The 25,279-nt window shown below is 53.1% G+C and carries 25 protein-coding genes; 17 read left to right on the plus strand and 8 right to left on the minus strand.

The genetic code is table 11. The features are described 5' to 3' along the window. Positions 1-440 precede the first annotated feature (440 nt). Entirely contained in the window at positions 441-869 is a 429-nt protein-coding gene (locus ELY25_RS06670) for a DUF2231 domain-containing protein (RefSeq protein ID WP_126950498.1), read from the plus strand. Further along, entirely contained in the window at positions 866-2,272 is a 1,407-nt protein-coding gene (locus ELY25_RS06675; RefSeq protein ID WP_126950499.1) for a PQQ-dependent sugar dehydrogenase, read from the plus strand. Before ELY25_RS06670 ends, ELY25_RS06675 begins: the two co-directional genes overlap by 4 nt. 89 nt (positions 2,273-2,361) lie before the next feature. Here the strand turns inward: ELY25_RS06675 and ELY25_RS06680 are convergent, their stop codons facing one another. Beyond that, positions 2,362-3,384 (minus strand): SO_0444 family Cu/Zn efflux transporter, encoded by a 1,023-nt coding sequence (locus ELY25_RS06680; RefSeq protein ID WP_126950500.1) that lies wholly within the window; start codon positions 3,382-3,384, stop codon positions 2,362-2,364. Positions 3,385-3,455: 71 nt separating this feature from the next. On the opposite strand from ELY25_RS06680, the gene ELY25_RS06685 reads away from it, so the two are divergent. The 4 genes from ELY25_RS06685 to ELY25_RS06700 all read left to right on the plus strand — a co-directional run bounded on the left by ELY25_RS06685 (position 3,456) and on the right by ELY25_RS06700 (position 7,398). After that, positions 3,456-3,887 carry a MerR family transcriptional regulator gene (locus ELY25_RS06685; protein ID WP_126950501.1) on the plus strand — a complete coding sequence of 144 codons (432 nt, stop codon included), beginning with the start codon at positions 3,456-3,458 and terminating at the stop codon, positions 3,885-3,887. Positions 3,888-4,008: 121 nt separating this feature from the next. Continuing rightward, positions 4,009-4,527 (plus strand): hypothetical protein, encoded by a 519-nt coding sequence (locus ELY25_RS06690; protein ID WP_126950502.1) that lies wholly within the window; start codon positions 4,009-4,011, stop codon positions 4,525-4,527. 330 nt (positions 4,528-4,857) lie between these two features. Further along, a complete protein-coding gene (gene fhuE / locus ELY25_RS06695; protein ID WP_236995664.1) occupies positions 4,858-7,026 on the plus strand; it encodes a ferric-rhodotorulic acid/ferric-coprogen receptor FhuE in 2,169 nt (722 codons plus the stop codon). A gap of 156 nt (positions 7,027-7,182) precedes the next feature. Further along, complete coding sequence (locus ELY25_RS06700) at positions 7,183-7,398, plus strand: hypervirulence associated TUDOR domain-containing protein (protein WP_126950504.1); 216 nt, start codon at positions 7,183-7,185, stop codon at positions 7,396-7,398. 100 nt (positions 7,399-7,498) lie between these two features. Here the strand turns inward: ELY25_RS06700 and ELY25_RS06705 are convergent, their stop codons facing one another. Next, complete coding sequence (locus ELY25_RS06705) at positions 7,499-8,296, minus strand: PhzF family phenazine biosynthesis protein (protein ID WP_126950505.1); 798 nt, start codon at positions 8,294-8,296, stop codon at positions 7,499-7,501. Positions 8,297-8,366: 70 nt separating this feature from the next. After that, positions 8,367-9,566 carry a Bcr/CflA family efflux MFS transporter gene (locus ELY25_RS06710; protein WP_126950506.1) on the minus strand — a complete coding sequence of 400 codons (1,200 nt, stop codon included), beginning with the start codon at positions 9,564-9,566 and terminating at the stop codon, positions 8,367-8,369. Positions 9,567-9,756: 190 nt separating this feature from the next. Here ELY25_RS06710 and ELY25_RS06715 point away from each other — a divergent pair, with 190 nt between their 5' ends. The 5 genes from ELY25_RS06715 to ELY25_RS06735 all read left to right on the plus strand — a co-directional run bounded on the left by ELY25_RS06715 (position 9,757) and on the right by ELY25_RS06735 (position 13,759). Beyond that, the gene (locus ELY25_RS06715) at positions 9,757-10,275 is read left to right on the plus strand and encodes a cupin domain-containing protein (protein ID WP_126950507.1); all 519 of its coding nucleotides are present in this window, start codon (positions 9,757-9,759) and stop codon (positions 10,273-10,275) included. Positions 10,276-10,335: 60 nt separating this feature from the next. After that, positions 10,336-10,971 carry a TetR/AcrR family transcriptional regulator gene (locus ELY25_RS06720; protein ID WP_236995665.1) on the plus strand — a complete coding sequence of 212 codons (636 nt, stop codon included), beginning with the start codon at positions 10,336-10,338 and terminating at the stop codon, positions 10,969-10,971. Then, the gene (locus ELY25_RS06725) at positions 10,971-11,648 is read left to right on the plus strand and encodes a type 1 glutamine amidotransferase domain-containing protein (protein ID WP_126950830.1); all 678 of its coding nucleotides are present in this window, start codon (positions 10,971-10,973) and stop codon (positions 11,646-11,648) included. The genes ELY25_RS06720 and ELY25_RS06725 overlap by 1 nt, the downstream gene beginning before the upstream one ends. Positions 11,649-11,669: 21 nt before the next feature. Further along, complete coding sequence (locus tag ELY25_RS06730) at positions 11,670-11,966, plus strand: DUF1330 domain-containing protein (RefSeq protein WP_126950509.1); 297 nt, start codon at positions 11,670-11,672, stop codon at positions 11,964-11,966. 521 nt (positions 11,967-12,487) lie between these two features. Beyond that, positions 12,488-13,759, plus strand: a complete 1,272-nt coding sequence (locus ELY25_RS06735; RefSeq protein WP_126950510.1) for a cytochrome P450 — start codon at positions 12,488-12,490, stop codon at positions 13,757-13,759. 130 nt (positions 13,760-13,889) lie between these two features. Here the strand turns inward: ELY25_RS06735 and ELY25_RS06740 are convergent, their stop codons facing one another. Both ELY25_RS06740 and ELY25_RS06745 read right to left on the minus strand, forming a co-directional pair. Then, positions 13,890-15,026 (minus strand): GGDEF domain-containing protein, encoded by a 1,137-nt coding sequence (locus ELY25_RS06740; RefSeq protein ID WP_126950511.1) that lies wholly within the window; start codon positions 15,024-15,026, stop codon positions 13,890-13,892. A gap of 290 nt (positions 15,027-15,316) precedes the next feature. Continuing rightward, complete coding sequence (locus ELY25_RS06745) at positions 15,317-16,231, minus strand: LysR family transcriptional regulator (RefSeq protein ID WP_126950512.1); 915 nt, start codon at positions 16,229-16,231, stop codon at positions 15,317-15,319. A gap of 139 nt (positions 16,232-16,370) precedes the next feature. Between ELY25_RS06745 and ELY25_RS06750 the strand changes: the two genes are divergently transcribed. Continuing rightward, complete coding sequence (locus ELY25_RS06750) at positions 16,371-16,763, plus strand: RidA family protein (RefSeq protein ID WP_126950513.1); 393 nt, start codon at positions 16,371-16,373, stop codon at positions 16,761-16,763. Between the two features lie 439 nt (positions 16,764-17,202). Then, positions 17,203-17,511: a hypothetical protein gene (locus ELY25_RS06755; RefSeq protein ID WP_126950514.1), complete on the plus strand. Its 309-nt coding sequence runs from the start codon at positions 17,203-17,205 to the stop codon at positions 17,509-17,511. A 315-nt stretch (positions 17,512-17,826) separates the two neighbouring features. On the opposite strand, the gene ELY25_RS06760 is transcribed toward ELY25_RS06755, so the two are convergent. Further along, the gene (locus ELY25_RS06760; protein WP_126950515.1) at positions 17,827-18,141 is read right to left on the minus strand and encodes a hypothetical protein; all 315 of its coding nucleotides are present in this window, start codon (positions 18,139-18,141) and stop codon (positions 17,827-17,829) included. A gap of 258 nt (positions 18,142-18,399) precedes the next feature. Continuing rightward, positions 18,400-19,338, minus strand: a complete 939-nt coding sequence (locus ELY25_RS06765; protein ID WP_126950516.1) for an aromatic alcohol reductase — start codon at positions 19,336-19,338, stop codon at positions 18,400-18,402. Positions 19,339-19,678: 340 nt separating this feature from the next. Between ELY25_RS06765 and ELY25_RS06770 the strand changes: the two genes are divergently transcribed. Both ELY25_RS06770 and ELY25_RS06775 read left to right on the plus strand, forming a co-directional pair. Further along, positions 19,679-20,551, plus strand: a complete 873-nt coding sequence (locus ELY25_RS06770; protein ID WP_126950517.1) for an aldo/keto reductase — start codon at positions 19,679-19,681, stop codon at positions 20,549-20,551. 56 nt (positions 20,552-20,607) lie between these two features. Further along, positions 20,608-21,534, plus strand: a complete 927-nt coding sequence (locus tag ELY25_RS06775) for a LysR family transcriptional regulator (protein WP_126950518.1) — start codon at positions 20,608-20,610, stop codon at positions 21,532-21,534. 148 nt (positions 21,535-21,682) lie between these two features. Here the strand turns inward: ELY25_RS06775 and ELY25_RS06780 are convergent, their stop codons facing one another. Then, positions 21,683-22,633 carry a DUF808 domain-containing protein gene (locus tag ELY25_RS06780; protein ID WP_126950519.1) on the minus strand — a complete coding sequence of 317 codons (951 nt, stop codon included), beginning with the start codon at positions 22,631-22,633 and terminating at the stop codon, positions 21,683-21,685. A 252-nt stretch (positions 22,634-22,885) separates the two neighbouring features. On the opposite strand from ELY25_RS06780, the gene ELY25_RS06785 reads away from it, so the two are divergent. Together ELY25_RS06785 and ELY25_RS06790 are read left to right on the plus strand one after the other, a co-directional pair. Then, a complete protein-coding gene (locus ELY25_RS06785; protein WP_126950520.1) occupies positions 22,886-23,869 on the plus strand; it encodes a DNA cytosine methyltransferase in 984 nt (327 codons plus the stop codon). Next, positions 23,870-25,024 (plus strand): restriction endonuclease, encoded by a 1,155-nt coding sequence (locus tag ELY25_RS06790; RefSeq protein ID WP_126950521.1) that lies wholly within the window; start codon positions 23,870-23,872, stop codon positions 25,022-25,024. The last annotated feature ends 255 nt before the right edge of the window (positions 25,025-25,279 follow it).

Genomic DNA, 25,279 nt, shown 5'->3' on the forward strand with positions numbered 1-25,279 from the left:
TGGCCGACTCGTCACTCTTTGAAGCAGCCGGATGTTCTTTTTTGAAAATATCGTTTTCTTTTTTGGCATCCTATAGTGAGTATTTAAAAACACAATATTAAAAAACGAAAACTTTCCAAAAAACAATATAATCATATTATTTTTCAATAATTTAACTAAAAACTAGACATTAGTTTAAGCATGTTTATTAACTAAAAAACCACTAACCCAATCACACAAAGCCCAAAAATTGTCAACTAACGAACATTTCATTTTACTGCCGTGAACAGGCTCTCCTTCTTTAACGTATATTTTATTAATGCAAAAGCTCAGTAATTATTGGGTTAGCAAAACGTGACCTATACTCAGGTTGGCAGCGATTGAGCTTGCTACCCTAAGCCCGTATCAAAAGCGGGCCTGACCGCGTTTTTTTGGGGTCACTTATCAAGGAGGAACGTACTATGTCGAGGTCTGCACCGACGACCTATTTAAGCGGTATCCACCCGCTTCATGCCCTATTGCTTGCGAGCACTTTTCCACTTTTTCTTGGCGCTACGCTAAGCGATTACGCGTACTCGCAAAACTTCCATATCCAGTGGAGCACGTTTTCTTCCTGGCTAATTGCCGGAGGGCTTGTTTTCGCAGGCTTGGCTTTTCTATGCGCGATTATCGGCCTCTTTCGTGCCGGCCATCGCCGCGGGCTTGTCTTGGTTTATCCATTGCTCTTGCTGGTTATCTGGGTACTCGGCTTTATCAATGCGCTAGTTCATGCCCGTGATGCCTGGGCCATGATGCCCACCGGCCTTATTCTTTCGATCATCGTTACCGTACTGTCCGTCGCGGCGATTTGGATCGGTTTTTCTCGGCGCACCGTCGGAGCAACGTCATGAAACATTTCACACTTCGTTATACAACGCCTTTGGCACTGCTGCTGGCTGCCAGCGGCGCTAACGCTTTTGATGTAGAGCAGCCCTTCGGCCCTAACCCCACCCTTCCCGAACCGCAGCGCGGGTTGCTGCCAGACATGACGGTTCCTGAACCCGCCGAATGGGGCGACCGGATGCCTACGGTGCCTGAGGGCTACACCATCACCAGGATTGCTTCTGATCTCAAAGTGCCGCGGCAAACCATCATGCTACCCAACGGCGACATTCTGGTGGCCGAAGGCAGCGGCGGTAATGCGCCTGCGTTAAAACCCAAGGACGTGATCGCTGGCTATATCAAGGATCAAGGCAACACCTCTGTGGAAAGCGGCGACCGCTTGACCCTACTGCGCGATGAAAACGGTGACGGCAACTACGAACAGATGATCTTCGCGGAAGACCTGAACGCGCCTTACGGGCTGGCCCTGGTAGATGGCAATATCTATGTGGCTAACCAGGATGCGCTGGTGCGCTTTGACTATGAAGAGGGCCAGACAGAAGCCAGCGGGCCGCCTGAAGTCATTGCGCAGCTACCTTCAGAGATCAATCACCACTGGACCAAGGCGATGACCGCTAGCGCCGATGGTCAATATCTTTACGTGGGTATCGGCTCTAACAGCAATATCACCGAGCGGGGTATGGAAGCCGAGGTTAATCGCGCCGAAGTGTGGGAAATCGATGCCGAAACGGGTGCTCATCGGCCCTATGCTACTGGCCTGCGTAACCCCACTGCCTTGGCCATCCATCCGGAAACAGATCAGCTTTGGGCGGTAGTAAATGAACGTGACGAGCTTGGCCCGGACTTGGTACCTGACTATCTCACCTCCGTTCAGGAAGGCGGCTTTTATGGCTGGCCCTACAGCTACTGGGGCCAGCATGTCGACCCGCGCGTTAAGCCGGAAGACCCCGAAAAGGTGGCATCCGCCATTGCGCCTGACTATAGCCTGGGCTCCCACGTGGCACCGCTTGGTCTAGCCTTCTCTACTCCAGCCATGGGCGAAGAATACGCCGAGGGCGTTTTTGTGGGTGAGCATGGAAGCTGGAACCGTGCCGATCCGGTTGGCTACAAGGTAAGCTTCATCCCCTTTAACAACGGCCAGATCTCTGACAGCGACCCGATTGATTTTGCCAGCGGATTTCTTACCGATGACGACCGAGCGCTCGGCCGCCCGGTAGGCGTGACCGTTGACCCAGAAGGCGCGCTGATCATCGCCGACGACCTGACCAACGCGATATGGCGGGTAACGCCGGACAACCCACCTGCGCAGCTGGCTCCCGAAGTAGAAGAACCTGAAACAGAAGAGCCTGAAACAGACGAACCTGAAGCAGACGCGCCCGCCGAAGACACCGACCAGCCATCGGAATCCTGATAGGCTGACGGGCAATCAAACGCCGGGTGGTCATTCCCACCCGGCGTTTTGCATTCTGTTTTAAGTACGATTTCAAATACGATAGCGACTCAAAACCCCAGCAACCGCCTGCGAACAGGACGGATGGCCACCAAGGCCAGCCCGCCCAGGGCAAGCCATTCCAGCCACACGGGCAACAGTTCCTGCACATCACTTGCCTGCTCCACCGGGTTCCAGCCGGTCATACCCAGCAATACATCAAACGCCCAGCCTAGCAGCACGGTCATTGCCAGCACGCTGACGAGATAGATGGCCAGTGCCGGATTGCCCAACTCGCGGCGCAGAATTGCCAGCGTCGCCAAGCTGGTGATTGGCCCCGCCAGCAAGAATACCAGCGCCATGCCAGGTGAGATTCCCGCCAACAGCAGCCCGGCGGCCACTGGCGTAGCCGCCGCCGCGCAGATATATAGCGGAATCCCCACGACGGCCATCAGCACCAGCGCCAGCAAACCGCCCGAGTAATAAGCCAGCGTATCCGGCGGTACCAGGGTAACCAGTACACCGGCCAGGATTAGCCCGGCAAACATCCATGCACTGATGTCATCCAATAAATCGCTGAATGCATAGCGCAACCCAGCTTTCAGGCCAACGGGTTCGCCGGTGTCTGAATGGGGCGCATGGCAACCGGATGAAGCGCAGCAGCCACCAGACGTGGCCGGCGCTGGCGTTTCAGCTTCACGAGTGAACCCGACCAGCAGTCCGGTAACAATGGCGGTTACCAGCGCACCTGCGACCCGCACTACCGCCATCAGTGGGCCAAGCAATACGCTGGTAAGCAAGATGGAATCAACCCCTACCCCGGGCGTGCTGATTAAAAACGACGTAGTGGGCCCACGTCCGGCACCACCACGGTGCAAGGCAATAGCAGTGGGAATTGCGCCACATGAACATAGCGGCAACGGCATACCAATCACCGCCGCCCGTACGATGCTGCCAAGGCCGCGGCCGCCCATCCAGCGCTGTAGCAAATGCTCCGGCAACCATGCCTTGATCAACCCAGCAATTAGCAGCCCCAACAGCAGCCACGGGGCTGCCGTTAGCGCGATTTGCATTAGTTCGAAAATCAGCGTCATGTCATCACCTACTTGTCCACAGTGGGAATAGGGTCTAGCCTAAACCCTGTAATCGTTACAGGGTCAAGCTGATGAAAAACGCTTATCGCATTGGTGAGGTAGCTACCCGCACCGGCTGCTCACCGGAGAGTATTCGCCATTATGAAAAGCTGGGTTTACTGCCTACTCCGAAACGCAGCGAGCAGGGCTACCGTTACTACGACCAAGCAGCGCTAGAGCGCATAGGCTTTATTCGTCATGGCCGCAGCCTGGGGCTTGATCTACATAGCATTCAGGAATTGCTGGCACTGTCTGACCATCCCGATACCGACTGCGGCGCGGCTGACGACATCGCCACCCGGCATCTGCAGCATCTTGAAGCGCGGATTGCCAAGCTGCAAGCACTCGCCGCTGAGCTACGTCAAGTAGTACAACAGTGCCGGGGCGGCAAAGCCGCAGACTGCCAGATCATTCAAACGCTGTACGATCACACGCTCGCCTGCAGCGAACGCGGCTGCGGGTAAGTAGAGAGGCAGATAGTAAGGGCGTAGATAAATAGGGGCGTAGCAAGCTGCACTGAATTCCCTCATTTTCAAGCAGCATCGTCTACGCTGAGGTTAGAGCATCGTAAACAAGGAGTAGCACATGATCGAAACAAGGGAAGAACTCGACGAGATCAGAAAGACCTGCCGCACCATGGTAACCAAAAGCTCCAGCCTCTCAGCAGGCGCGGCTGTTATTCCCATTCCAGGCGTGGATGTTGGATCGGATGTGACCCTCTTGCTGAGACTCATCCCTAAAATTAACGAGAAATTCGGCTTAACGCCTGAGCAGATTGATAGCCTGGATACTGAATCCAAAATCATGGTGATGACGGCCATCTCCAATGTCGGCAGCAAGATGGCCGGAAAATATATCACCAAGAAACTAATTGTGATGCTGCTACAAAAGATGAGCGGCAAGATAGCAGCTAAAAGCGTTACCAAGTACGTGCCTTTCATCGGCAGCGCCGTGGCAGGCAGCATCAGCTTCGCTGCCATGAAATATATGGGTAATAGCCATATTGACGACTGCTACGAAATTGCCCTGGCGGCCATGGAAAATAAGCTGTCTCCCCCCGCTACAGAACCTGGGTTTGAACCCAAGCCATCCGAGCTTGATTAGAACGCTCTGTTACCGTCGTTGCGCTTATTGTTATCGCTAACCCTATAAGTTAGCCGTCATTTTCGCTCCACCGTTTAACCCCTAAACGGTGGACAACCAACAGCGCCAATACTCCCTATCGCTTGGCAAAAGCCAGTAGGCACGTACTTATACTGCACTTTTTTCAAGAACATAACTGTCTATTGAGTTATACCTAATAGTCACGATATTAATATTAAACATTCTCATGCGCATTTACATTTAAGAACCATTTTTATATGATCTTTCGCTACTAATCTACACAAAATCAGCGAACAAGCGCCGGCAAGGCGTGTAAGGGATTCTATGAAAATGTCATCGCTTCATGTCTTGAACGCGGCCCGTCGGCCAGTGCAGCATGCCACGCTAACCACGCTTGTTTCTGCCTCCTTACTCGCTTCCAGTAGCGCCATCGCGCAAACCGCCGATAGTCCTGAAGCGCTGGAAACCGTCACGGTCACCGGCACCAACCTGTATGAAAACGTTGGCTACACACGGCGTACTACCAGTGCAGGTACTGGTTTAACGCTTAGCCAGAAAGAGCTGCCGCAGGCCATCAGCATCGTTACCGAACAGCGCATTCGGGATCAAAATCTGGATTCCATCGAAGATGTCTTAACTAACACCACCGGTATTTCAACGCGCAATGTGGATAGTGAACGCGTCAACTTTTCATCGCGTGGCTTCCGTATCAACAGCTTTCAGTACGACGGCATTCCCACACTCAACCGTGATGACCGCTGGTACTTCGGCGAAGGCAGACTTAATACAGCGATCTACGACCGCGTAGAGGTAATCCGTGGTGCTAACGGGCTGGTAAGCGGCTCTGGCAACCCGGGCGCGTCGGTCAACTTCGTGCGCAAACGTGCGGATAGCCGTGAACTCACCGGATCAATTGCTGGCACCCTGGGTAGCTGGGATAAGCAAGGCGCCACTGTCGATGTCACCACACCGCTCACCGCTTCAGGCAACGTGCGGGCACGGTTTACCGGGGGCTATGAAGAAGGCGGCGCTCACATGGACCGCCAAGACAAGCGCCGTCAGTTCGGCTACGGCGTGATCGATGCCGACGTCACCGACGCGACGACATTGTCGATAGGCTTTGATTATCAGGATAGCCACACGTCCTCCTCCACCTGGGGCGGCTTGCCGCTCTGGTACAGTGATGGCAGCGAAACCAGATATAGCCGCTCGTTCAGTGTTGCCCCCGACTGGTCTTACTCCGACTATGAATCTGAGAAAATCTTCGCCGAGATTAGCCACCGTTTCGACAACGACTGGCAGGTGCGCGTAGTGGGTGCCCACGAAAAGACTGACATGGACAGCAAGCTGGCCTACCCCTACGTAGAGGGAACGCTTCCCAGCCGCTTAGGTAGCAGCAGTGTCGACTTCTACACTGGCTGGAACCGGGGTCATCGGGAAGTTGATTCTGTTGATGCGCAGGCAAGCGGGCCGTTTGCGCTATTTGGTCGTGAACACGAGTTGGTCATCGGCGGCAACTACAGCGACCAAACCAACGACTACGAGAACACGTTTATCGATGGCTTTACCGTCGATGATTTCAACAACTGGGATGGCTCGGCACCCAACGAAGGTTGGCCCGAGTTTACGCCATCTGAAGCCTCCAGCACTCGTCAGAAAGCCGTTTATATCGCCTCGCGTTTCTCGCTTGCCGACCCGCTGACACTGATTGTAGGCGCACGCTACACCGAGTGGGACGGCATGACACAGCTAAGCCGCCGCTCGGATAGCCAGAGCAAGTACGAAGTCACGCCTTACGGCGGCTTGGTGTTTGATTTCAACGACACCTACTCGGCCTTTGCCAGCTACACCGAGATTTTCGAGCCGCAGGATTACCTAAACGCTGACGGCACTTATCTAGACCCGGTGGTGGGCAAGAACTACGAAACCGGCCTCAAGGCGGCCTGGCTTAACGGCCTGATTAACGGCTCCTTCTCCGTCTTCCGTATTGAGCAGGACAACATTGCCGCGGCCCTCCCGATGGCCCCAGGCCAAACCGAAACGTTTTATACCGCTGCTGAAGGTGTTGTGAGCGAAGGGTTTGAAGTAGAGCTGAGCGGTGCCGTCACCGAAGACCTGGACATGACCGTCGGTTATTCCCACTTCACCGCGAAAACCGAGGATGACACGCTCAACATTAACCAGCCGCGCTCGCTGTTCAACCTGTTTGCAAGCTACAACGTGCCGCAAAAACCTGAGCTGACCGTAGGCGGCGGGGTGAATTGGCAAAGCAGTCTTTTCGCCGGCAATCTGACGACGCCCGCCGGTATTCCTGACGAATACGAACAGGATAGCTACACCCTGACCAACCTTTTTGGCCGTTACCAGTTCACGCCGGAGCTGTCGCTTCAGGTGAACGTCAAGAACCTGTTCGACGAGAAGTATTACAGCAACGTGGGTGGCTACGGCGTTTATGGCGAACCGCGTAGCATCTCTTCGACGCTGCGCTACACGTTCTAATACGCTGGCGCCACGCTGACAAGACCGCCTCCATTCGGTATTTACTGGGTGGGGGTGCCTTTCGTACCCAACCCTTCCGCTCCACCAAACGCAAAATTGCGCAAACCCGTTAAACGTACAATTATTGTAAATCACGTATATCGGAAGAGTTTTGCAATGGCGGACTTTAAACAGCGCGAGTGGGTGAAGTGGAAATGGGGCGAGAACTGGGCCGAAGGCCAGGTAACCCGGAAGTATCAACAAGAGGTAACCCGCAAGCTAAAGGGTAGCGAAGTGACCCGTAAAGGTAGTGAGAAGAACCCCGCGTACCTGATTAAGCAGGAGGACGGCAGCCGGGTGTTGAAACTTCATAGCGAGCTCAAGAAGGCATAGATAAGGTGGTCAGCTTGTCAGCCCAGCCAGTCGAGTACTAGGGAACGGCACAGCACATGGCTGCCCCCTTCACCGCAGCATTCGTTTTACTGCTCGTTATTTAACAAGCATCTTCCGGCAGAGAAATGATCCCTTGTAGGTAAGGCGCCACGCGCCCTTTGATCATCACGCGCTCACCCTCTACCAGGCAACTCAGCTCCCCTTGACGAGCGCCGCCCTGGCGAGCAGTGAGTGAAGACTTGCCCAAACGCTTTGCCCAGTAAGGCGCCAGCGACGTATGCGCCGAGCCGGTCACCGGATCCTCTTCCACGCCCACCTTGGGGCCGAACCAGCGAGAGACGATATCCACATCTTTGCCCTGGGCCGTCACCGCGATACCGCGTCCCGGCAGCGTTTTCAGCCGCTGCATATCCGGCGCAAGCGACTCGATCAGCGCCGCGTCATTCACCACCGCCACGATATCGTCGGATATCCAGAGCTCTTCGATCTCGATACCGCCAAGGGCGACGGCGACGTCATCGCGCATATCCAACGGTGCCAGCGTTTTGGCCGGGAAGTCCATGGCCAGCTCATCGCCTTCGCGGCGCACTGTGAGCACACCGCTACGCGTCTCGAAATGCAGGGTATCGGCGCTATAGCCAAGCCGGTTGAAAATCACCCACGCGGCGGCCAGGGTGGCATGGCCGCACAGGTCCACTTCCACGGAAGGCGTGAACCAGCGCAGATGGTAGCCCACCCCATCAGCCACGAAGAAGGCGGTTTCCGAGAGGTTGTTCTCAGCGGCGATGGCCTGAAGCATTGCGTCATCCAGCCATGCATCCAGCGGGCACACCGCTGCCGGGTTGCCCTCGAAGGGCCGGGAAGCAAAGGCATCTACTTGGTAAATATCGATATTCATGGGTCACTCTTAAAAACAAATAGGTAAGGCTGGAGCGCGCGAGGCGTTTAACCCGCGAGTACGGCCCGACTCAAGGCGCTTCGACCGCGGCACGCCCTTTGATGATTGAACGAGCAAGCAGCAGATACGCCACCGAACCACAGGCGGCCATGGCAAGAACGACCGATTCCAGCGTATGCGGCAGCACGGCGGATAGCGCGCTTAAGATCCCCGCGATACCGAACTGGGCGGCACCCAGAAGTGCGGCGGCCGTGCCTCCGCTGGTGGGAAAGAACTCCAGAAAACAGGCCTGAATATTGGGCGAGATGGCCCCTACCGTGCCGATGGTCAGCATCATGGCAGCCAGGAAGGCATACAGTGACCAGTCCATAAAGGCAGCCATCACCAGCAATAGTATGCCAACCGCCTGACAGCCCGTGGCCAACTGAAGAATGCGAAACGACGGCAGCCTGGAAAGCAGTATCCGGTTGAAAATATTGAAGATCAGCATGGCCACGATGTTCGCTGCAAACAGCATCGAAAAGCTCGAGGGGGACTGTTCGAAGTGCCCTTGATAAATAAAGGAGGCGTAGGTAATGAACATCATCAAGGTAGAAAAAGAGGCAGCCTGCCAGGCGATGAAGGGCAGCGCCGGCTTTGTCGACAGCACCAGTTTGTAACGCGCCAGCAGGCTCATCTGGGGGCTTTTCGCTCGCGACACCTTACCCTTGCCAGTAAACAATACCCTCACCAGCAGCGGCACCAGTAGTACCGCGTACGCCGCCAGAGCAAAGAAGATATAGTGCCAGGAGCCAAATGACAGAATTGCGCTGCCCACGCTAGGCGCAATACCCGGCGCCAGCACCATGATAAAGCCCATCATCGAGAACAGTTTCGCGGCGTCTCGGCCCGACACTCGATCGCGTACCAGCGCCGGCACGGATACCAGCGTCAAACCAGCGCCAATGGCTTGAACGGCCCGACCGCTGAGTAGCGTATTCAAAGAGTCCGCCATACCGATGACGATGCTCGAGAGCGCAAAAATCGCCAGCCCGCTCATCAACACCCGCTGGCGCCCAAAACGGTCCGAAAGTGCGCCGCCGATCAACTGCCCCAACGCCATCGCGAATACATATACCGACACACTCAACGATACCGCCTGCTGAGAAATTCCCAGCGACTCACCGATGACCGGAAAGGCCGGCAGATACGTATCCATGGAAAACGGGCCGAGCATCATGGTCAATGCCAGGCTCAGTACCACAATGAATGGCGTTTTAGATTGGGTCATGAGAGCTCGCGGTAAGGTGGCTTAATGATGAACAACATCATCAATATGATAACGATTGACGCCATCATCAGCCAATGATCGCCGTTTTTAAGACCCACGTACGCGCACTGGCGATCATCTAAAACACTCCGCCAGTCACTTATCGATTAGCTCGGCTATGCTGAAAGAGTACCCTAACGAGGAGACCAAGATGTCTATCCCGCAGCCCGAACTACTCCATCTGGATAGCGATGAAACGAGCGGCTATCCCAACTCGCCACTACCCGTACTGATTTACCGCGAGGTTCTCGACCTCAGCAGTGCAGAGGAGCGGGCCGATGCCTTTGAAAACATGTTCAAGCAGCACGGTTGGCCGCCGGCGTGGCGTTACTACTTATATGATTTTGACCACTTTCACTCCACCGCTCATGAGGCGCTAGGCATTTTTCAGGGTCAAGCGAGGGCCAGGTTGGGCGGCCCCAACGGCCGAGAAGTGATGCTTTACACGGGTGATGTGCTGGTCCTGCCCGCCGGCGTTGGGCATGCCAGCCTAGAGGCCGACGATGATTTCTGCATGGTAGGCGCCTACCCGCCAGGGCAAGACCCGGAGATCGAGCGCGGCGACCCGGCCGAGTTTGCAAAAGCACAGGCGCGGGTGGCTTCTGTTAACGTGCCGGACACTGCCCCGGTGGGCGAACCACTCAAGCCGCTGTGGGAGCCTTCGGCATAGCAACTATCAGTGCATCTATAGACGACTGGTCTAATCAGGCGTAATCTAGTGGTTATGAACATGACACCAGTCACCGGCGATGTCCGGCAGCGCATTCTTAACACCGGCCAGGTCATCATCGGTGGCAAAGGGTTCTCGGCGGTAGGGCTTAACGAGATTCTCAAGGCCGCCGAGGTGCCTAAAGGCTCCTTTTATCACTACTTCAGCTCCAAAGAAGCGTTTGGCGAAGCGCTGCTTGAAGACTACTTCACCACTTATCTCGCGCAGACTGAAGAACGCCTTACCCAGCCGGTCGCCTCCAATGCTGAGCGCCTGCTGGGCTACTGGGCGCACTGGCGGGATACTCAGCACTACTGCGACCCCAGCGGCAAATGCCTTGCGGTGAAGCTTGCCGCCGAAGTCAGCGATCTTTCAGAACGCATGCGCCGCGTACTGCAACAGGGCACCGAGCGCATTATTGCGAGATTAGCGCAGTCAATCGAAGCCGCCGTTGCCGAGGGCTCGTTACCTCAGTCCGTCAACATTCAAGGCAGTGCCTTGGAACTGGCTACCACCCTTTACCAGCTGTGGCTGGGCGCCAGCCTGCGCGCCAAGATTACCCGCGACCGCGTGCCGCTGGATGCTGCCTTCAAAGCCACCTACGCTCTGTTAAACCTCGACCCCAACCGCTCTCTCACTCAGGAAAGGACTCAATGATGAAAATTCTCGTAGTGGTTACCTCACACGATAAGCTTGGCGACACCGGCAAAAAGACAGGCTTTTGGCTCGAAGAGCTGGCCGCGCCCTACTATACGTTCAAGGACGCAGGCGCCGAGCTAACCCTGGCCTCCCCCGCCGGCGGCCAGCCGCCGCTGGATCCCAGCAGCAACGCGCCAGACGCCCAAACCGAGGCTACCAACCGATTCCAGGCGGACCTGAACGCCCAAGCGGCGCTGGCCAATACTCATAAGCTTGCCGATATCGATATCGCCGAGTTCGACGCCGTGTTCTACCCCGGCGGCCACGGCCCACTGTGGGACCTGGCCGAGAGCGCCACCTCCGTGCGCCTGATCGAAGACGCGATTGCCGCCAACAAGCCGGTCGCTACGGTATGTCACGCCCCCGGCGTGCTGCGCCATGTAAAAGGCAGCGACGGCAAGCCGCTGGTCGCCGGCCGCAAAGTCACCGGCTTCAGCAACAGCGAAGAAGACGCCGTGGGCCTGACGAATGTGGTACCGTTTTTAGTCGAAGATATGTTCAAAGAGAGCGGCGGCGAATACAGTAAAGGCGATGACTGGAGTTCTTACGTACTCGTCGACGGCCTGCTGATTACCGGCCAAAACCCCGGCTCGTCTGAAGCTACCGCCGAAGCGCTGTTAAAGAAGCTTTCCTGATAACTACCCAAGGAGAATGGAATGCCGGCTTACGTTGTACTGACCCGTGAACGCACCCACGACGCCAAGGAAATGGAGCAATACGCTACCAAGGCCAAAGCTGCCCGCGAAGGCCATGACCCAAAGCCGCTGGCTTTCTACGGTGACTTTGAAGTGATGGAAGGCAGCGACATGGAAGGCGCGGTAATCCTACGCTTCCCCGACATGGCCGCCGCCCGCGCCTGGTACCAAAGCGACGCCTACCAGGAAGCCCGCAAGCACCGTTTTCAGGGTGCTGACTATCACGTGTTTATTGTGGATGGGGTTGAAGAGGCGTAAAGCCTTTTTGCAGTAGTGCTTGGAAACAGAAAGGGCCGTTCATGGTTTAACGAACGGCCCTTTTTATAAATACCTAACTCATCGTTAGCGGTGTAAGCCTGCGTGCTGCAATAATTACCGCTCGGTAATTTTCATGTTGTAGAGCACTAGATTTGAGTCTGAAATTACCGAGCGGTAATTATCTTGCAGACTTTATTCCGACTAAAGACACCTCAGCCCTTATCAAGGTAGTCATGAGATACAAGAAGGGCTGGTCACCTTACCAAGGATCAAAGACTTTCATGCATGGTTAGTCATTGCTTGGCTGGCCATCTAGACGTTGACCCAACGGCACTGAATAGCGTGTGCTGTGCCCACTACCACTGTCAAAGGGGTAGTGACGCCCTAGTCAGCGGTTAGCGTCCCTGGCGACTACACTTAAATAAGTTTATTTGAGCGCATTGGTCAGCAGGCCCCATTACTTCTGGTAGGTTGATCGTTGTCCCTCAACCGCACGAACTCTTACAAACAGGAAGGTTATAATGAGTAAGCGGACGAATATGCCAGAAGAAAAAGGCCTGGACCACAGCATTAGCCTAGTGAAAGAAGGCTATGATTTTATTATTAATCGACGCGAGTCGATGCAGTCCAATGTTTTTAAAACCAGGGTACTTGGCCGTAGCGCTTACTGTCTGAGTGGCAGCGAGGCAGCCGAGCTGTTTTACGATGCGACTAAATTTAAACGAGCTGGGGCGGCGCCGCTCCCGGCTAAAAAAACGTTGTTCGGCGTAGGCGGGGTCCAAGGGTTAGACGACGAAGCTCACCGGCATCGAAAAGCGATGTTTATGCAGTTATGGACGCGGGAATCGGTAGATAAATTAGGCCAGTTAACTCGCGGTTACTATGCCAAGGCGGCAAAAGATTGGGTTCAGCAGGACGAGATCGTTTTATATAACGAAGCCAAAAAGATCCTGACGCAAGTGGTTTGTGACTGGTGCGGCGTTCCATTAGCGGAAGATGAGATCGAGAAACGAACCGATCAGCTTAGTCTTATGTTTGAAAAAGCAGGAGAGGCAGACTTTTCGCATTTTAAAGGTTGGAGCGCCCGCTCAAAAGCAGAAGACTGGATTGAAGACCTCATTGATGAAGCGCGCGACGGCAGCTTGCAGCTAAATGAAAACACACCTTTTTATAAGTTTATTTGGCATAAAGACCCCGATGGAAGCTTGCTCGATAAAGAGATAGTGGCCGTAGAGGTGCTTAACTTACTGCGGCCCACCGTGGCAAATGCAGTCTGGATAGCCTTTATAGGCTTGGCGTTACACGATTCCCCGCCAGATTCCGCCCTGACCAACGAGCAACTTGAAAGCTTCTGCCAGGAAATAAGACGCTTTTATCCATTCTTTCCTTTTACGGTGGCGAAAGTTCGGGAAGATTTTACGTGGAAAGGCTACGAATTTGAAAAGGACACGCTCACACTGCTGGACTTGTATGGCACGAACCATCACCCGGAGGAATGGGATAACCCAGATACCTTTATCGGTACCCGCTTTATAGACAGCAAGCAGCGTCCGTTCAGCTTTATTCCTCAGGGTGGCGGAGACTATGACACAGGGCACCGCTGTGCAGGTGAGTGGATGACACTTCTTATTATGCAGGAAACCGTTGATTTCCTAATGAATAAGATTAGTTACCGCTTACCGGAACAGGATTTGTCTTATAGCCTGAAGGAAATTCCAAGCCTTCCTAAAAGTCGAATCCGAATGACAGACATTCAATTTAATACGCCGGATGAGCTTAACCGCGCAACCTAGTTACTCAAAAAAGGACAGGGAGTATGGATGTTGGCCAATTGGGTTAATAAAAATACTCTCTGTTCCCTATTCCCTACTCCCTATTCCCTACTCCCTATTCCCTCTTCACTTTTTTCAAGCGCGTGAAAACTCACTGCCCGGTACTGGTATAAGCATGCGGGTACGGTAGGAAAACCACCTGATCACGGCCGTTTGTCTTCGCCTGATAGAGCGCCTGGTCAGCACGCTTTAGCAGACGCGCGCTGCCTTTTGCGTCGATATTCCCCCCGTCAGGGACATCAATACTCGCGATGCCAATGCTGACGGTGATAAAGCCGCTGCTTGCGCCAGGGTTGGGAATACCAAGCGCGCGCGCCGCCTTGCAGACTTGCTCGCCGGTGCTGGGTAAAACGAACGCAAACTCCTCGCCCCCGTAGCGCGCCACCAGATCCGATGTTCGGGATGCCAAGCTTTCCAGCTCCGTTGCGATCCGCTGCAGGCAGCGATCGCCACCATCGTGGCCATAGTGATCGTTGACTTGCTTGAAATAATCCACATCGCACATGATGACCGATAGCGTTCCAGGCTGACGCGTAAGTCTTTCCCACTCCCGCTCAAACGCCTCATCCAGCATGCGCCGATTGGGAAGCCCCGTTAACGCATCCGTGTTGCTCAGTGCCTCAAAATAGTGATTATTTAGGGTCAGCTCATCTTCCGCCGCATCAATTTGTTGGCGCAACAGATAAAGCAGCCCGCCCAATAGCGACAGCACGCATATAACGCTGACACCGTACATGATGTTAACCCAGGGCAGCGGCACCGGTGTAATGGCCAGAGCCGGCGAAAACAGAAAATGCGCGGTCACATAAAGCGCGCAAAACAGCGCCATTAGGCTGATATAAGTCCTCAAGCGCAGATTGTTGAACAAAAACACCAGCACGGACGCCAGGCAAAAGTAGAAAAGATGCACCCCGGCCCCGGCACTGATAAACCATGTGATGACAAAAATCTGAATACACGCATTCACCAGCAGCAGCTTTTTAGCAGTGCTGTACCGACTCAGATAGTTAAGCAGCAGCACCGACAGATAAGCGCTCACAAAAACCAGATTGACTATGAAGACGGAGCGATAAAAATCAAAATCGTAGAAGAAATAAAATAGCTGGTAAGGAAAGGTCGCCAGTGCGCCAAAAAGCCCGAGCTGGTTGCCAAGCTCGACCTGGCGACGCTGCCCGAGCGTGCTTCCCGTAACGCCGGGCGACCAGCATTTTTTTATCGCATTCAGCATCGGCTGAGCCTTATTACAGCGTTGGAAAAAATAAACCGTCTGGCTGACCTGCGTCTACCGATGTTCATTCCATGTTGTTCGTCCCATCATCGAGATGGCCCACGTCTATATCGGCTGGCGGCCCGATTACTTGATAGCAAGTCAGCGCAATGGGGCTTGGAGCTCAGGCCTCGACCGCCTAGCCCCGTTTTTCAATGATATAGCGGCTATGATGATGGAAAGCGCGCCGGGCTGGCGTGCAAGGCCGGTGGCCACGGATGGCTATTGGCTTTACTTTTTCCGAGTACGCCTCACTCATCTACCGGCGCATGCCGGGCCATCAACTCTACAACCCAGTCGATGAATACTCGCAGTTTGGCGCTGACGTGCCGGTTTGGCGGAAAGGCGATGAACAGCGGTATGGGGTCGGGCTGCCACTCTTTGAATAAAGGAACCAACTCGCCGCGGGATACGTGCTCGCTGGCCATGTATTCAGGCAACCAGAGTACGCCAAGCCCTGCCAAGCCTGCGGCAAGACCGGCGTTACCGTCATCGACCGAAATGATATAACGCCCCTGCACCATGACCGTCTCTTCATGGCGGCGCAAGATGTACGAAGCGGCCAGGTTGTAGTGGCGCCACCTGAATCCCACGACGTAGTGCGGTGGCGCCGAAAGCGCCTGCGGGTGGGCCGGATACCCCACCTTTTCCAGGTAAGCGGGGGCGGCATATACACCAAGGCGTAAATTGCCCACCCGGCGTGCCACCAGCGACAAATCGGTGGGCTCCCCACCACGCACGACGCAATCCACGCTTTCCCCGATGATATCCACGACGCGATCACTCACCCCCATATCGAGCTGGATATCAGGGTATCTCGCATAAAACGCCGGCAGTGCAGGTATGAGGATCATTCGAGCGAGCGGGCTGGGCACATCGACTCTTAGCCGGCCGCGAGGCAGTACGGCAGCAGAAGACAAACTGGTCTCGGCATCGTCCATGTCGGCCAGCAGCTTGATGACGCGCTCATAGTAGGCGGCGCCGTCGGCCGTCACGTTCACCTGGCGGGTGGTTCGGTTAAGCAGCTTGACGCGAAGCTTGGCCTCCAGCTGCTGGACGAGCTGTGTGACGCTCGTCTTGCTCAGATGAAGCGTTTCGGCGGCCTTGGTGAAACTGCCCGTCTCCACGACCCGCGCGAATGCCTGCATTGCATTGAAGCGATCCATATTGACCTCGAACACCGGCGACTGTTTGCGATAGGCAAACAGTGTTGCTCGAACTTCGCTGTTTATCCATTAAAAGCGCCGTCCTAAAGTGGGCTTATCGTTAATCGCACACCCATACAGCCCTTCGATGGAGAGACACATGACCCAACGCGACGCCATTTTCCCACAAGGCCGGCAGGCGCTTTATGAGAAAAACGCCTATTCCGCCGCCGTACGTTCGAACGGCTTCCTGTTCGTCTCGGGCCAGGTCGGCAGCCGTGAAGACGGCTCGCCAGAGCCGGATTTTACCGCACAGGTACAACTCGCCTTCGACAACCTTAAGCGCGTGCTGGAAGCTGCGGGCGCAAGCTTTGACGATATCGTCGATGTCACGACGTTTCATACCAACCCCGAAACCCAGTTCGACACCGTATTGGAAGCCAAGGCCCGCGCATTCCCGGAAAAGCCCTACCCCAACTGGACCGCGGTCGGCGTGAACTGGCTGGCCGGCTTCGATTTCGAAATCAAAGTGATCGCCAAGCTTCCCGAATGACCTGAAAACTGCAATGGCACGCCCCTTTCACACTCCCCAATCGTGAAAGGGGCATTTTATTTAACATGTTTCTTTGCTGACACGCCGTACCAATATCGCCTAACACCACGCTCAGTGGCCAAGCACGGCGCGCTGCCCCACCCGCTTATACCAGGCAAGATGAAATTATTAAAACCACCCATATGTACAATATTCTTACATTATGTGCATCGCAGGTATTCAGTGATGGCGGGTTTCAAGTAGCGCGAATGAGTGAAGTGGAAATGGGATGACAACGACACGACGGGCTGACGCCGTAGGTTAGCAAGGTGCGAAACAGATCCTTGTATAAACTAGGTACTCGCCAACCAATGAAATTTGATGAACAAAAAGTTATTATCCCGCTAAATATCTTTCCTGCCGCATTCATGCACGTTTATATTCTCTCCCTGGACACGCTATGCATAACCTATGGATTCCCGTCGTCGCCATTGTCGGCGTTGCTGGCCTAATATTCGGTGGCCAGGCCTACTCCGAGGCCCAGCGTGATGCCCACATTGCCGCGATGATATCGGAACACCTTGATAGCCATAAACCGGCCGCCATCTCTCACTTAACGCGAGTCAACAAGGGCTATGGGGTGTGCGGCGATTACGAGCTTTCAAGCGCCGAGTCCGGTCGCTTTTACTACAACAGCGCCACCAAGCGTTTAGCGTTGGGTGCCGATGCTCCGCTGTATCAAGACAACTGCGAAAGCGTTTATAACTGACCTCTTGGAACCTGTTCACGATCTTTTAAGCCGTAAAGTGATTGTGCCCCGGTCCAGTGACTCTACATTAGTCAGCCTGTGTCGAGCCGCACAGAGTGTTCAAACCCTCACCATAGAAGGCTTTAATTAGGTATTTGGTCCCAGGATGTAATGGTTTATGGTACGAGCAGCGAGCTAAATTCGGCGACATGGATGCGTCCATAATGGCACGGCTGAAGGAGGCAAACCAACGGCTCAACAAGATGCGCGCCGAGGAATGATTGACAACGAGCATCTTCAAGGAAGCTATAGAAGGACCAGCGAATTCCGCTATTATTAAGGGTTTCGTTCGGGCAACTCGGATGGTGAAAAGTGCTGTCCTCCACTATCGTATTGCGTAGCCGAAATTGATTCGGGAGAAATAATCCGGTTATCTTTACTCGATCCCCATTTAGCGAGTGCAACGGCAGCCTGCCGATTTCTGTGTTTAAAATTGGAAAATGAATAGTGCCGTTTTTCACTTTCGTGTCGCGTAGTCAAAGTTGATTCGGGAGAAACAATCCGATTATTTTCGTCCGAGCTTTGTTCCGCGAGCGCAACGCCGGAAGTAAGGGTTAAGGCAACGATCAAAGCTGCGTTTAACATTTTCATGATTGAATCCTTTTGTTTAATAGCCATTGCTTTATTCTTAATAAAACAACAATAGTATTTGAATAAGTTCGTGCTGGGTATGTTGTTTAGAAAAATCTAAGGTCAACTCTGTCCTGCTTACTAAGCATCAAACATAGCGCCATTACTTAATGAACTGTTGAAGAAACTTCCGTGTTGACAGCAATGCATGACGAGACGGATTTTCGCCCCCCAAGGCCTCCTTGCGGCGCTCCATCAGTGGGGGACGTTGACAAGGCGTTACGAGCGTTTATCACTTAAATGGCGGCTTAGCCATGTCTTGGCATCGACGGTCTTGATGCCCTTTTTATGGTTATAGGTTTTTGATTTTTCCCACCACATGCCGGTACCGAGGGCGAAAGCGGCACGGTAACGCAGCATGGTATCATCAGGCGCAAGAGCGATTTGGCGATTCAGCTCATCAAGAGATAGCTCGGCACGCTTGACGGGTTTGCCTGTCACCTCTTCGACGACCGCGGCCAGTTGGCCGTAGGAAAGCGTATCGCCAGCGACGAACACCACCTCGTTGGCGATACGCGGGTTCTCAAGATATATTTCAGTCGTCAGGCGACCAATATCCCCGGGGGTCGTGACCGTTACACGCGTATCCCAGCTGCCGAGTGCTCGGACGGTATTGGTTTCAAGATCGACCACACCGAAAGCAGGCTCGAACAGAAAGCTCGTGAACATGCCTGTCGAGACGATCACCCATTCCGTTTTTTCCTGCGAGCGTAGCAGCTGTCTAACGTCATATTGTTCATCGAATACGGGCTGGCCGCTGCCTTTCCCAACGATGTCGTAGTCGACGCCAAACTGCCAGGGAAAGTAACGTGAAACGCCTGCCTTCAGGACGGCGTGTGTAATCCTTGTCTGCGTGCCAGCTCCTGCCACGAACCCCGTACAGCAGATCACGGTATGAAAATCGGACAACAACGAAGCAAGATCCCCCTCGTTGTTCTGGGACAAGTCGAAGGGAATGATCTCGACCCCATACTTCTCAAGTTCATCGGTGCTGTTCTTCTTGTACACATCCGAGGAGGTGGTGAAACCTGGCTCGACCAGGACGCTGAGAGCGCCAGGGCTTACCCTTTCGACCATGTTTCGGATGACTTGCATACCAAGCTGGCCAGCACCAAGAATAATAACTTTTTCAACATCGCGGTTTTCAGTAACGGGCATGTGGTTCACCTGACAATTATTTAATTAAGAGATCGCTATCATTCAGGCTTTAGCAAAGATTATGTAGGGATCAACGCTTGGCTTTAAGCATCAACTAACGTTAAAGCCAGGAAGTAAGCCATCGATTGGTTGCCGCCTGAAATAACTTGCCAGCAGTCTAGTACACAGACACGGGTTGTTAATGGCTATTATTGGAAAAGACAATTCCAAATATTCAAATAGCGCATCTGTTTAAATTAATAGCTTTTTTCGAAAAGCTTTTTGCTGTTAATGGAATTAAAATCGGTCACGTTAACGTCTACTCTATTGCCATCTTTTATTTAAAGAGTTGGCCTACACCATGACTTATTCTGTAAATACTCCCCAAACACCTTTTCCAACGACACACGTAGACTCACGAATCCCGGCCTTGGGCTATGGCTTGTGGCAGGTGCCAGCGGAAACGAGCGCCGAGCTGGTGAGTCGTGCCTTGCAGACCGGCTATCGGCTGATTGATACAGCAGAGGCTTATTACAATGAAGAAGACGTTGGTGAAGGGATTCGCGCAAGCGGCGTAGCGCGTGAAGAGATCTTTGTGACCACGAAGGTATGGAATACGCATCACGGCTACGATCAAACCCTACAGGCCTTCGATGCCAGCCAGCAACGGCTCGGCCTTGATAGGCTCGACATGTATCTGATGCATTGGCCTTCACAAATTCGTGATACCTATGTAGAAACATGGCAGGCCATGATCCGGCTGCGTGACGAGGGCCGAGTTGGCGCTATCGGCGTTTGTAACTTCTCTATTGGGCAACTACAGCGCCTGATGAGAGAAACGGGCGTGGCCCCGGTACTCAATCAGGTTGAACTACACCCTTATTTCCAGCAGAAAGAACTGAGAGCATTTCACCGCGAACAAGGCATCATCACCCAATCCTGGAGCCCGTTGGGCGTGTGGTCGCAGAAGCCAAACCCAGGATTATCGCCTCTACAAGCACCCCCGATCCTCGAACTTGCCGAACGGTATAGCAAGTCTCCTGCCCAGATCATTCTTCGCTGGCATCTCGACAGTGGCCTGGCGACCCTCTCGAAATCCGTGCGCCCTGAACGTATTGTCGAGAACTTTCAGCTATTTGACTTTGCCCTGACGCCGGAAGAGATAAGGATGTTAGCCGAGTTGGATCGCCCTGATGGACGCCTGGGGCCAGACCCGGAAACCGCCGATTTTTGACCCAGCGAACTCCGCGTTCGTTATACTTCCTACACGGAAATGATAAAGGACATCCCATGGATCGACTGCAAGCCATGCAGATATTTGCCCGAGTGGTTGAGATGCACGGCTTCAGTAAAGCCGCAGAGAATCTTTCCATCCCCCCTTCTACGGTCACTCGCGCCATCAAGGAACTAGAGAACTTCCTTGGCGTGAAGCTGCTCCAGCGGACCACGCGACACTTGAACCTGACCCCCGATGGCAGTCTTTACTATGAAAACTGCCGTCGTTTGCTGGCAGACCTAGAAGCGTTGGAGTCCAGCTTTCCCGGCAGCGCCGGTCAAGCCAGGGGCAAGCTGCGCGTCGGGATAACTGCCTCGATGGCCCGCTTATTCGTACTGCCTGCCATCAAGACGTTTCAGGCCCGTTATCCGGATATAGAATTAACGCTGACGGTGAGTGACCGAACGGTAGAGCTGGTTCCAGAAGGTATCGACTGCGTCATTCGCGCAGGCGTACCCCAGGATTCTGCCACCTTGGTAGCGCGCCGTATTGCGAGCTTTGAATGGGTCACATGCGCCTCACCCGAGTACTTGAAAGCGCATGGCGAGCCGCACTCATTGGATGATTTGAAGGACCACCATGCGGTCGGTTTTCTAACCGGCCATCAGGGGCGATCAATGGACTGGAACTTCGTGGTCAATAACGAAGAGCGCACCGTACGGATGGCCGAGCACCTGATCGTCAACGACACTGACAGCTATATCACGTGTGGCCTGGAAGGCTTGGGCTTGATACGTGCGGCAAGTTATATGGTACTGCCGCACCTGAAAAGTGGGCAATTACAACGAGTACTGGGCGAAATCCAGGCACCCGCCGTGCCCATCTCGATCATGTATCCCCACAACCGCCACTTATCCCCCACCGTACGGGCATTCGTGGATTGGGTCATTGAACGCATACAACTAGCCGAGTCCCAGTGGCAGGTTAGCCATATCGATTAAAGGTTGGCTGCGATGGCCGAAGCCCCGCTCTTGCAGCGTCAGACGTTGTGAGTGCCAGAGCGCCTTTGAACCCTACGTTGCAGTTCATGATAGCGGACTCTTGGCTCTCTGGTACGCATGCCGCGGCCGCATTTATCTATGCCGACATTTATGCCGAATGCGCCTTCTTGAAGGGAACGAGGTGCAGCACACCTACCACCACCGAGCCCACCAAAAAGCCAATCACCGCAGAGCACAGCGTATTGAAGCTCCAGCCCAGCGTGCCGCCCAAGGCACCGGTTGCCTCCCTAATCTCATACTCAATGTGGTGTACCCACTCATAGGGGGCGTTGAGCCAACCTGTTCCATCGGCACCCAGATTGACCATCAGGATATGCCCACCCACCCAGAGCATGGCGATGGTTCCCACCACTGCGATGGTCGCTAGCACCTTGGGCATGGCCGTGACCAGACCACGGCCCAGTTTCTGCATGCCCGAACTGTCCCGCTGGGCGAGTTTCAGGCCGAAATCATCCATCCTGACCAACATCGCCACCACACCATACACCAGAACAGTGATGACAAAGGCAACCACCACCAGGCTCGCCAGCTGTGACCAGAATCCCTGATGGGAGACAGTGGCAAGCGCAATCACCATGATTTCAGCGGAAAGAATCAGGTCGGTGCGAACGGCACCACTCACGATCTTTTTCTCAGCTTCCGGCCCTTTCTCTACCGCCGGCTTCTCGTCATCATGCTTGCCGGATAGCTTGTGCCAGACTTTCTCAGCGCCCTCAAAGGCCAAGTAGGTGCCGCCCACCATCAGGATGATCGGCAATAGCGCGGGCAAAAAGTGGTTCAGTAGCAGCGCCACCGGCAGAATAAAAATCAGCTTGTTGCGGATCGACCCCAACGCGATCTTCTTCACAATCGCCAGTTCACGCTCCGCTGCCACCCCCTGTAAATATTGCGGCGTTACCGCCGTATCATCGACCACCACCCCGGCCGCCTTCGCCGTTGCACGCCCAGCGGCGGCGCTCACATCGTCCAATGATGCTGCGGACAACTTCGCCAATGCAGCAATGTCATCCAGTAATCCTATCAAGCCGCCTATGGCCATGGATGTTTTCTCCGTGAATAACCGTTGCTGATAGTAAAGCACATAGCGGGTTGGGCGGAGCGCCTCTTTTGTACCAAGGGCAATGCTGTTTCAGTCTCCATTAAGTCAAAATCACTCTACCTAAGAAGACAAGGACTACAGGCTTAAAATATGCCTTTCATCAGAAATATATCCACGACAAAATAGGCAGGGCAAATTTAAACCTGGTAACATGCCTCATTGTTCAAAAACGTCTCAATTGAAGAAGGCTGTATGCTCAAGTTCGTGGATCTATTTTGTGGTGGTGGCTTTGGTGCCAGGGGAGCTGTCAAGGCAGGAGCTACTCCAATTCTTGCCGTTGATGCTTGGCAGCTTGCTGCCTCCACATATAAGAGCAATTTTCCTTCTGCAGAAGTCCTCTGCTCACCTATCGAAGACTTGGATCCAATTGAGCTGGCAAAAAAATACAAGCCTGATGTGCTATTAACTTCACCCGAGTGCACTTCTCACTCGATCGCTCGGGGAGCCAAGCCAGGTTGTGAGCTAAGCAAAGAAACAGCTATTGGCATAATTCCCTGGATCGAAACAATGAAGCCACGCTGGCTAATTGTGGAAAATGTGAACAGGATGAAAAAGTGGGGGCGGCATCAAGAGCTGGTTAGCGCTATTGAGTCATATGGCTATACCGTAAATGACTTGTTACTTAATTCAGCCGATTTTGGAGTTCCTCAGGCACGCAAACGTATGTTTTTAGTTTGCGACCTGCAAGGGTCTGTTATTACTCAGGAAGATCTAGTCGCGTTACGCCCTAAAAGTGTTAATTCTGCTCGGTCAATTATTGACTGGTCTGGCATTTACAAAAGCCGTCCTCTTTATAGGGAAAAGAGAGCACAAGCAACGATCGATAGGGCAGAGAGGGCTATTGAAGCTCTGGGAAGAGGAAAAGATTTTATTATCGTTTACTACGGGTCAGATTACGCTGGAGGCTGGCAATCACTTGACGCACCACTTCGCACAGTAACGACCATAGATCGATTTGGCTTGGTTACATGGGAAAATGACACTCCATACCTTCGTATGCTACAACCACCAGAGCTGCTGCAAGCTATGGGTGCAGGCTCTAAACATCTCCTCTCACACGGCAGCCGACGGGACAAGGTTAAACTTTGTGGCAACGGTGTTTGCTCGCCAGTCATGGAAATGATTTTCAAGAAAATCACTTTAATTGAGGATAGTGAAGTAGGGTTGGCTTCTTAAATGAGCTTAACCGATGACGACTTAATAGTGGATCATATATATGGTGGCTCAAGAAACGGAAACTCATCAGATGATCCTCTGCCGCAATTACTTGGTGTGGATAACGGGGCGGGCTTTCGGCATCTTGGAAAACGCCCTGGCATAGACACTTTGAAATTGCTTGCATTAAAGTCAAATTTCAATGATCCCGATTGGCCGGATAACTTAGATACTGAAAGCGGCCAATTCATATATTACGGTGATAACAAGACTGCACGCGGAATTCATGACACACCAAGGCAAGGAAATCTGATTCTCCGCAACCTGTTTGATGCGCGTCACTCTCCCACTTCATTCGATCACTTCCCTGTTATTCTTCTCTTTGGAGGCACCGGGCAATATCGTGATGTTAGGTTTCTCGGTTTGGCCGTCCCTGGTGCGCAAAGCCTAAGTTCAGATGATGACTTGGTTGCTATTTGGCGAGCAAAAGGTTCTAACAACACCAGATTCCAGAACTACAAATCAATTTTCACTATACTCGATGTTCCGGTAGTCTCCCGTAAATGGTTAAACGACATAAAAACTGGCAAAGCAGTGTCTTCTGTCCATGCCCCCAGTGCTTGGCTTGAATGGCTCTCGGGACGAAAATACACTCCTCTTTATGCACCGCACAGTATCGACATACGCAACAAAGAACAGCAATTACCCCAATCAGTTGAAGACTATAAAATTTTATCTTTAATACACGACAAATACGGCAACAATCCATTTGCATTCGAAGCGGCTGCAATAGAAATTGCCCGGCTTTTCATGCCGAATATTAAGCAATGTGATATTACTCGCCCATGGCGTGACGGTGGACGAGATGCTGTTGGTGCATACGGGATAGGCACTGGTAAAAGCGCTATAGAAGTAGAGTTTGCTTTAGAAGCCAAATGCTATGATCCCAAGGGGAAAGGCGTTGGGGTTAAAGAGCTTTCCAGGCTTCTGTCGCGATTGCGGCACAGACAGTTTGGGATTCTTGTCACCACTTCCTACCTCGCATCTCAGGCTTATACTGAGTTAAAGGAAGACAAACACCCGGTGGTGATTATATCCGGCATAGATATAGTTGGCATACTTAGAAATCGCATTGGCTCTTTGGGATCAATTACGAAATGGCTAAACAGCTTATAAGTATAAATTAATTCAAAAAAAACAGTATACACAGGCATCAACAATCAAAAAAACTAAAAGTATATAAACTAATTTTTATTTTGGGGTGGGGAGAAACAGTTATGGCCTATAGAAGCCCTAAGTATAATTTTTTATTAAGTCATGATTAAAGTTTATATCCTCTAACACTTTGCCACCCTACAATATCAAATCCCTCTCTTATATCAATCTAGCAACACTCATTTATAGTTCTTTTCGCATTAAACTAGATTATAA

Source organism: Vreelandella populi (assembly GCF_003989825.1).
Lineage (GTDB): Bacteria > Pseudomonadota > Gammaproteobacteria > Pseudomonadales > Halomonadaceae > Vreelandella > Vreelandella populi.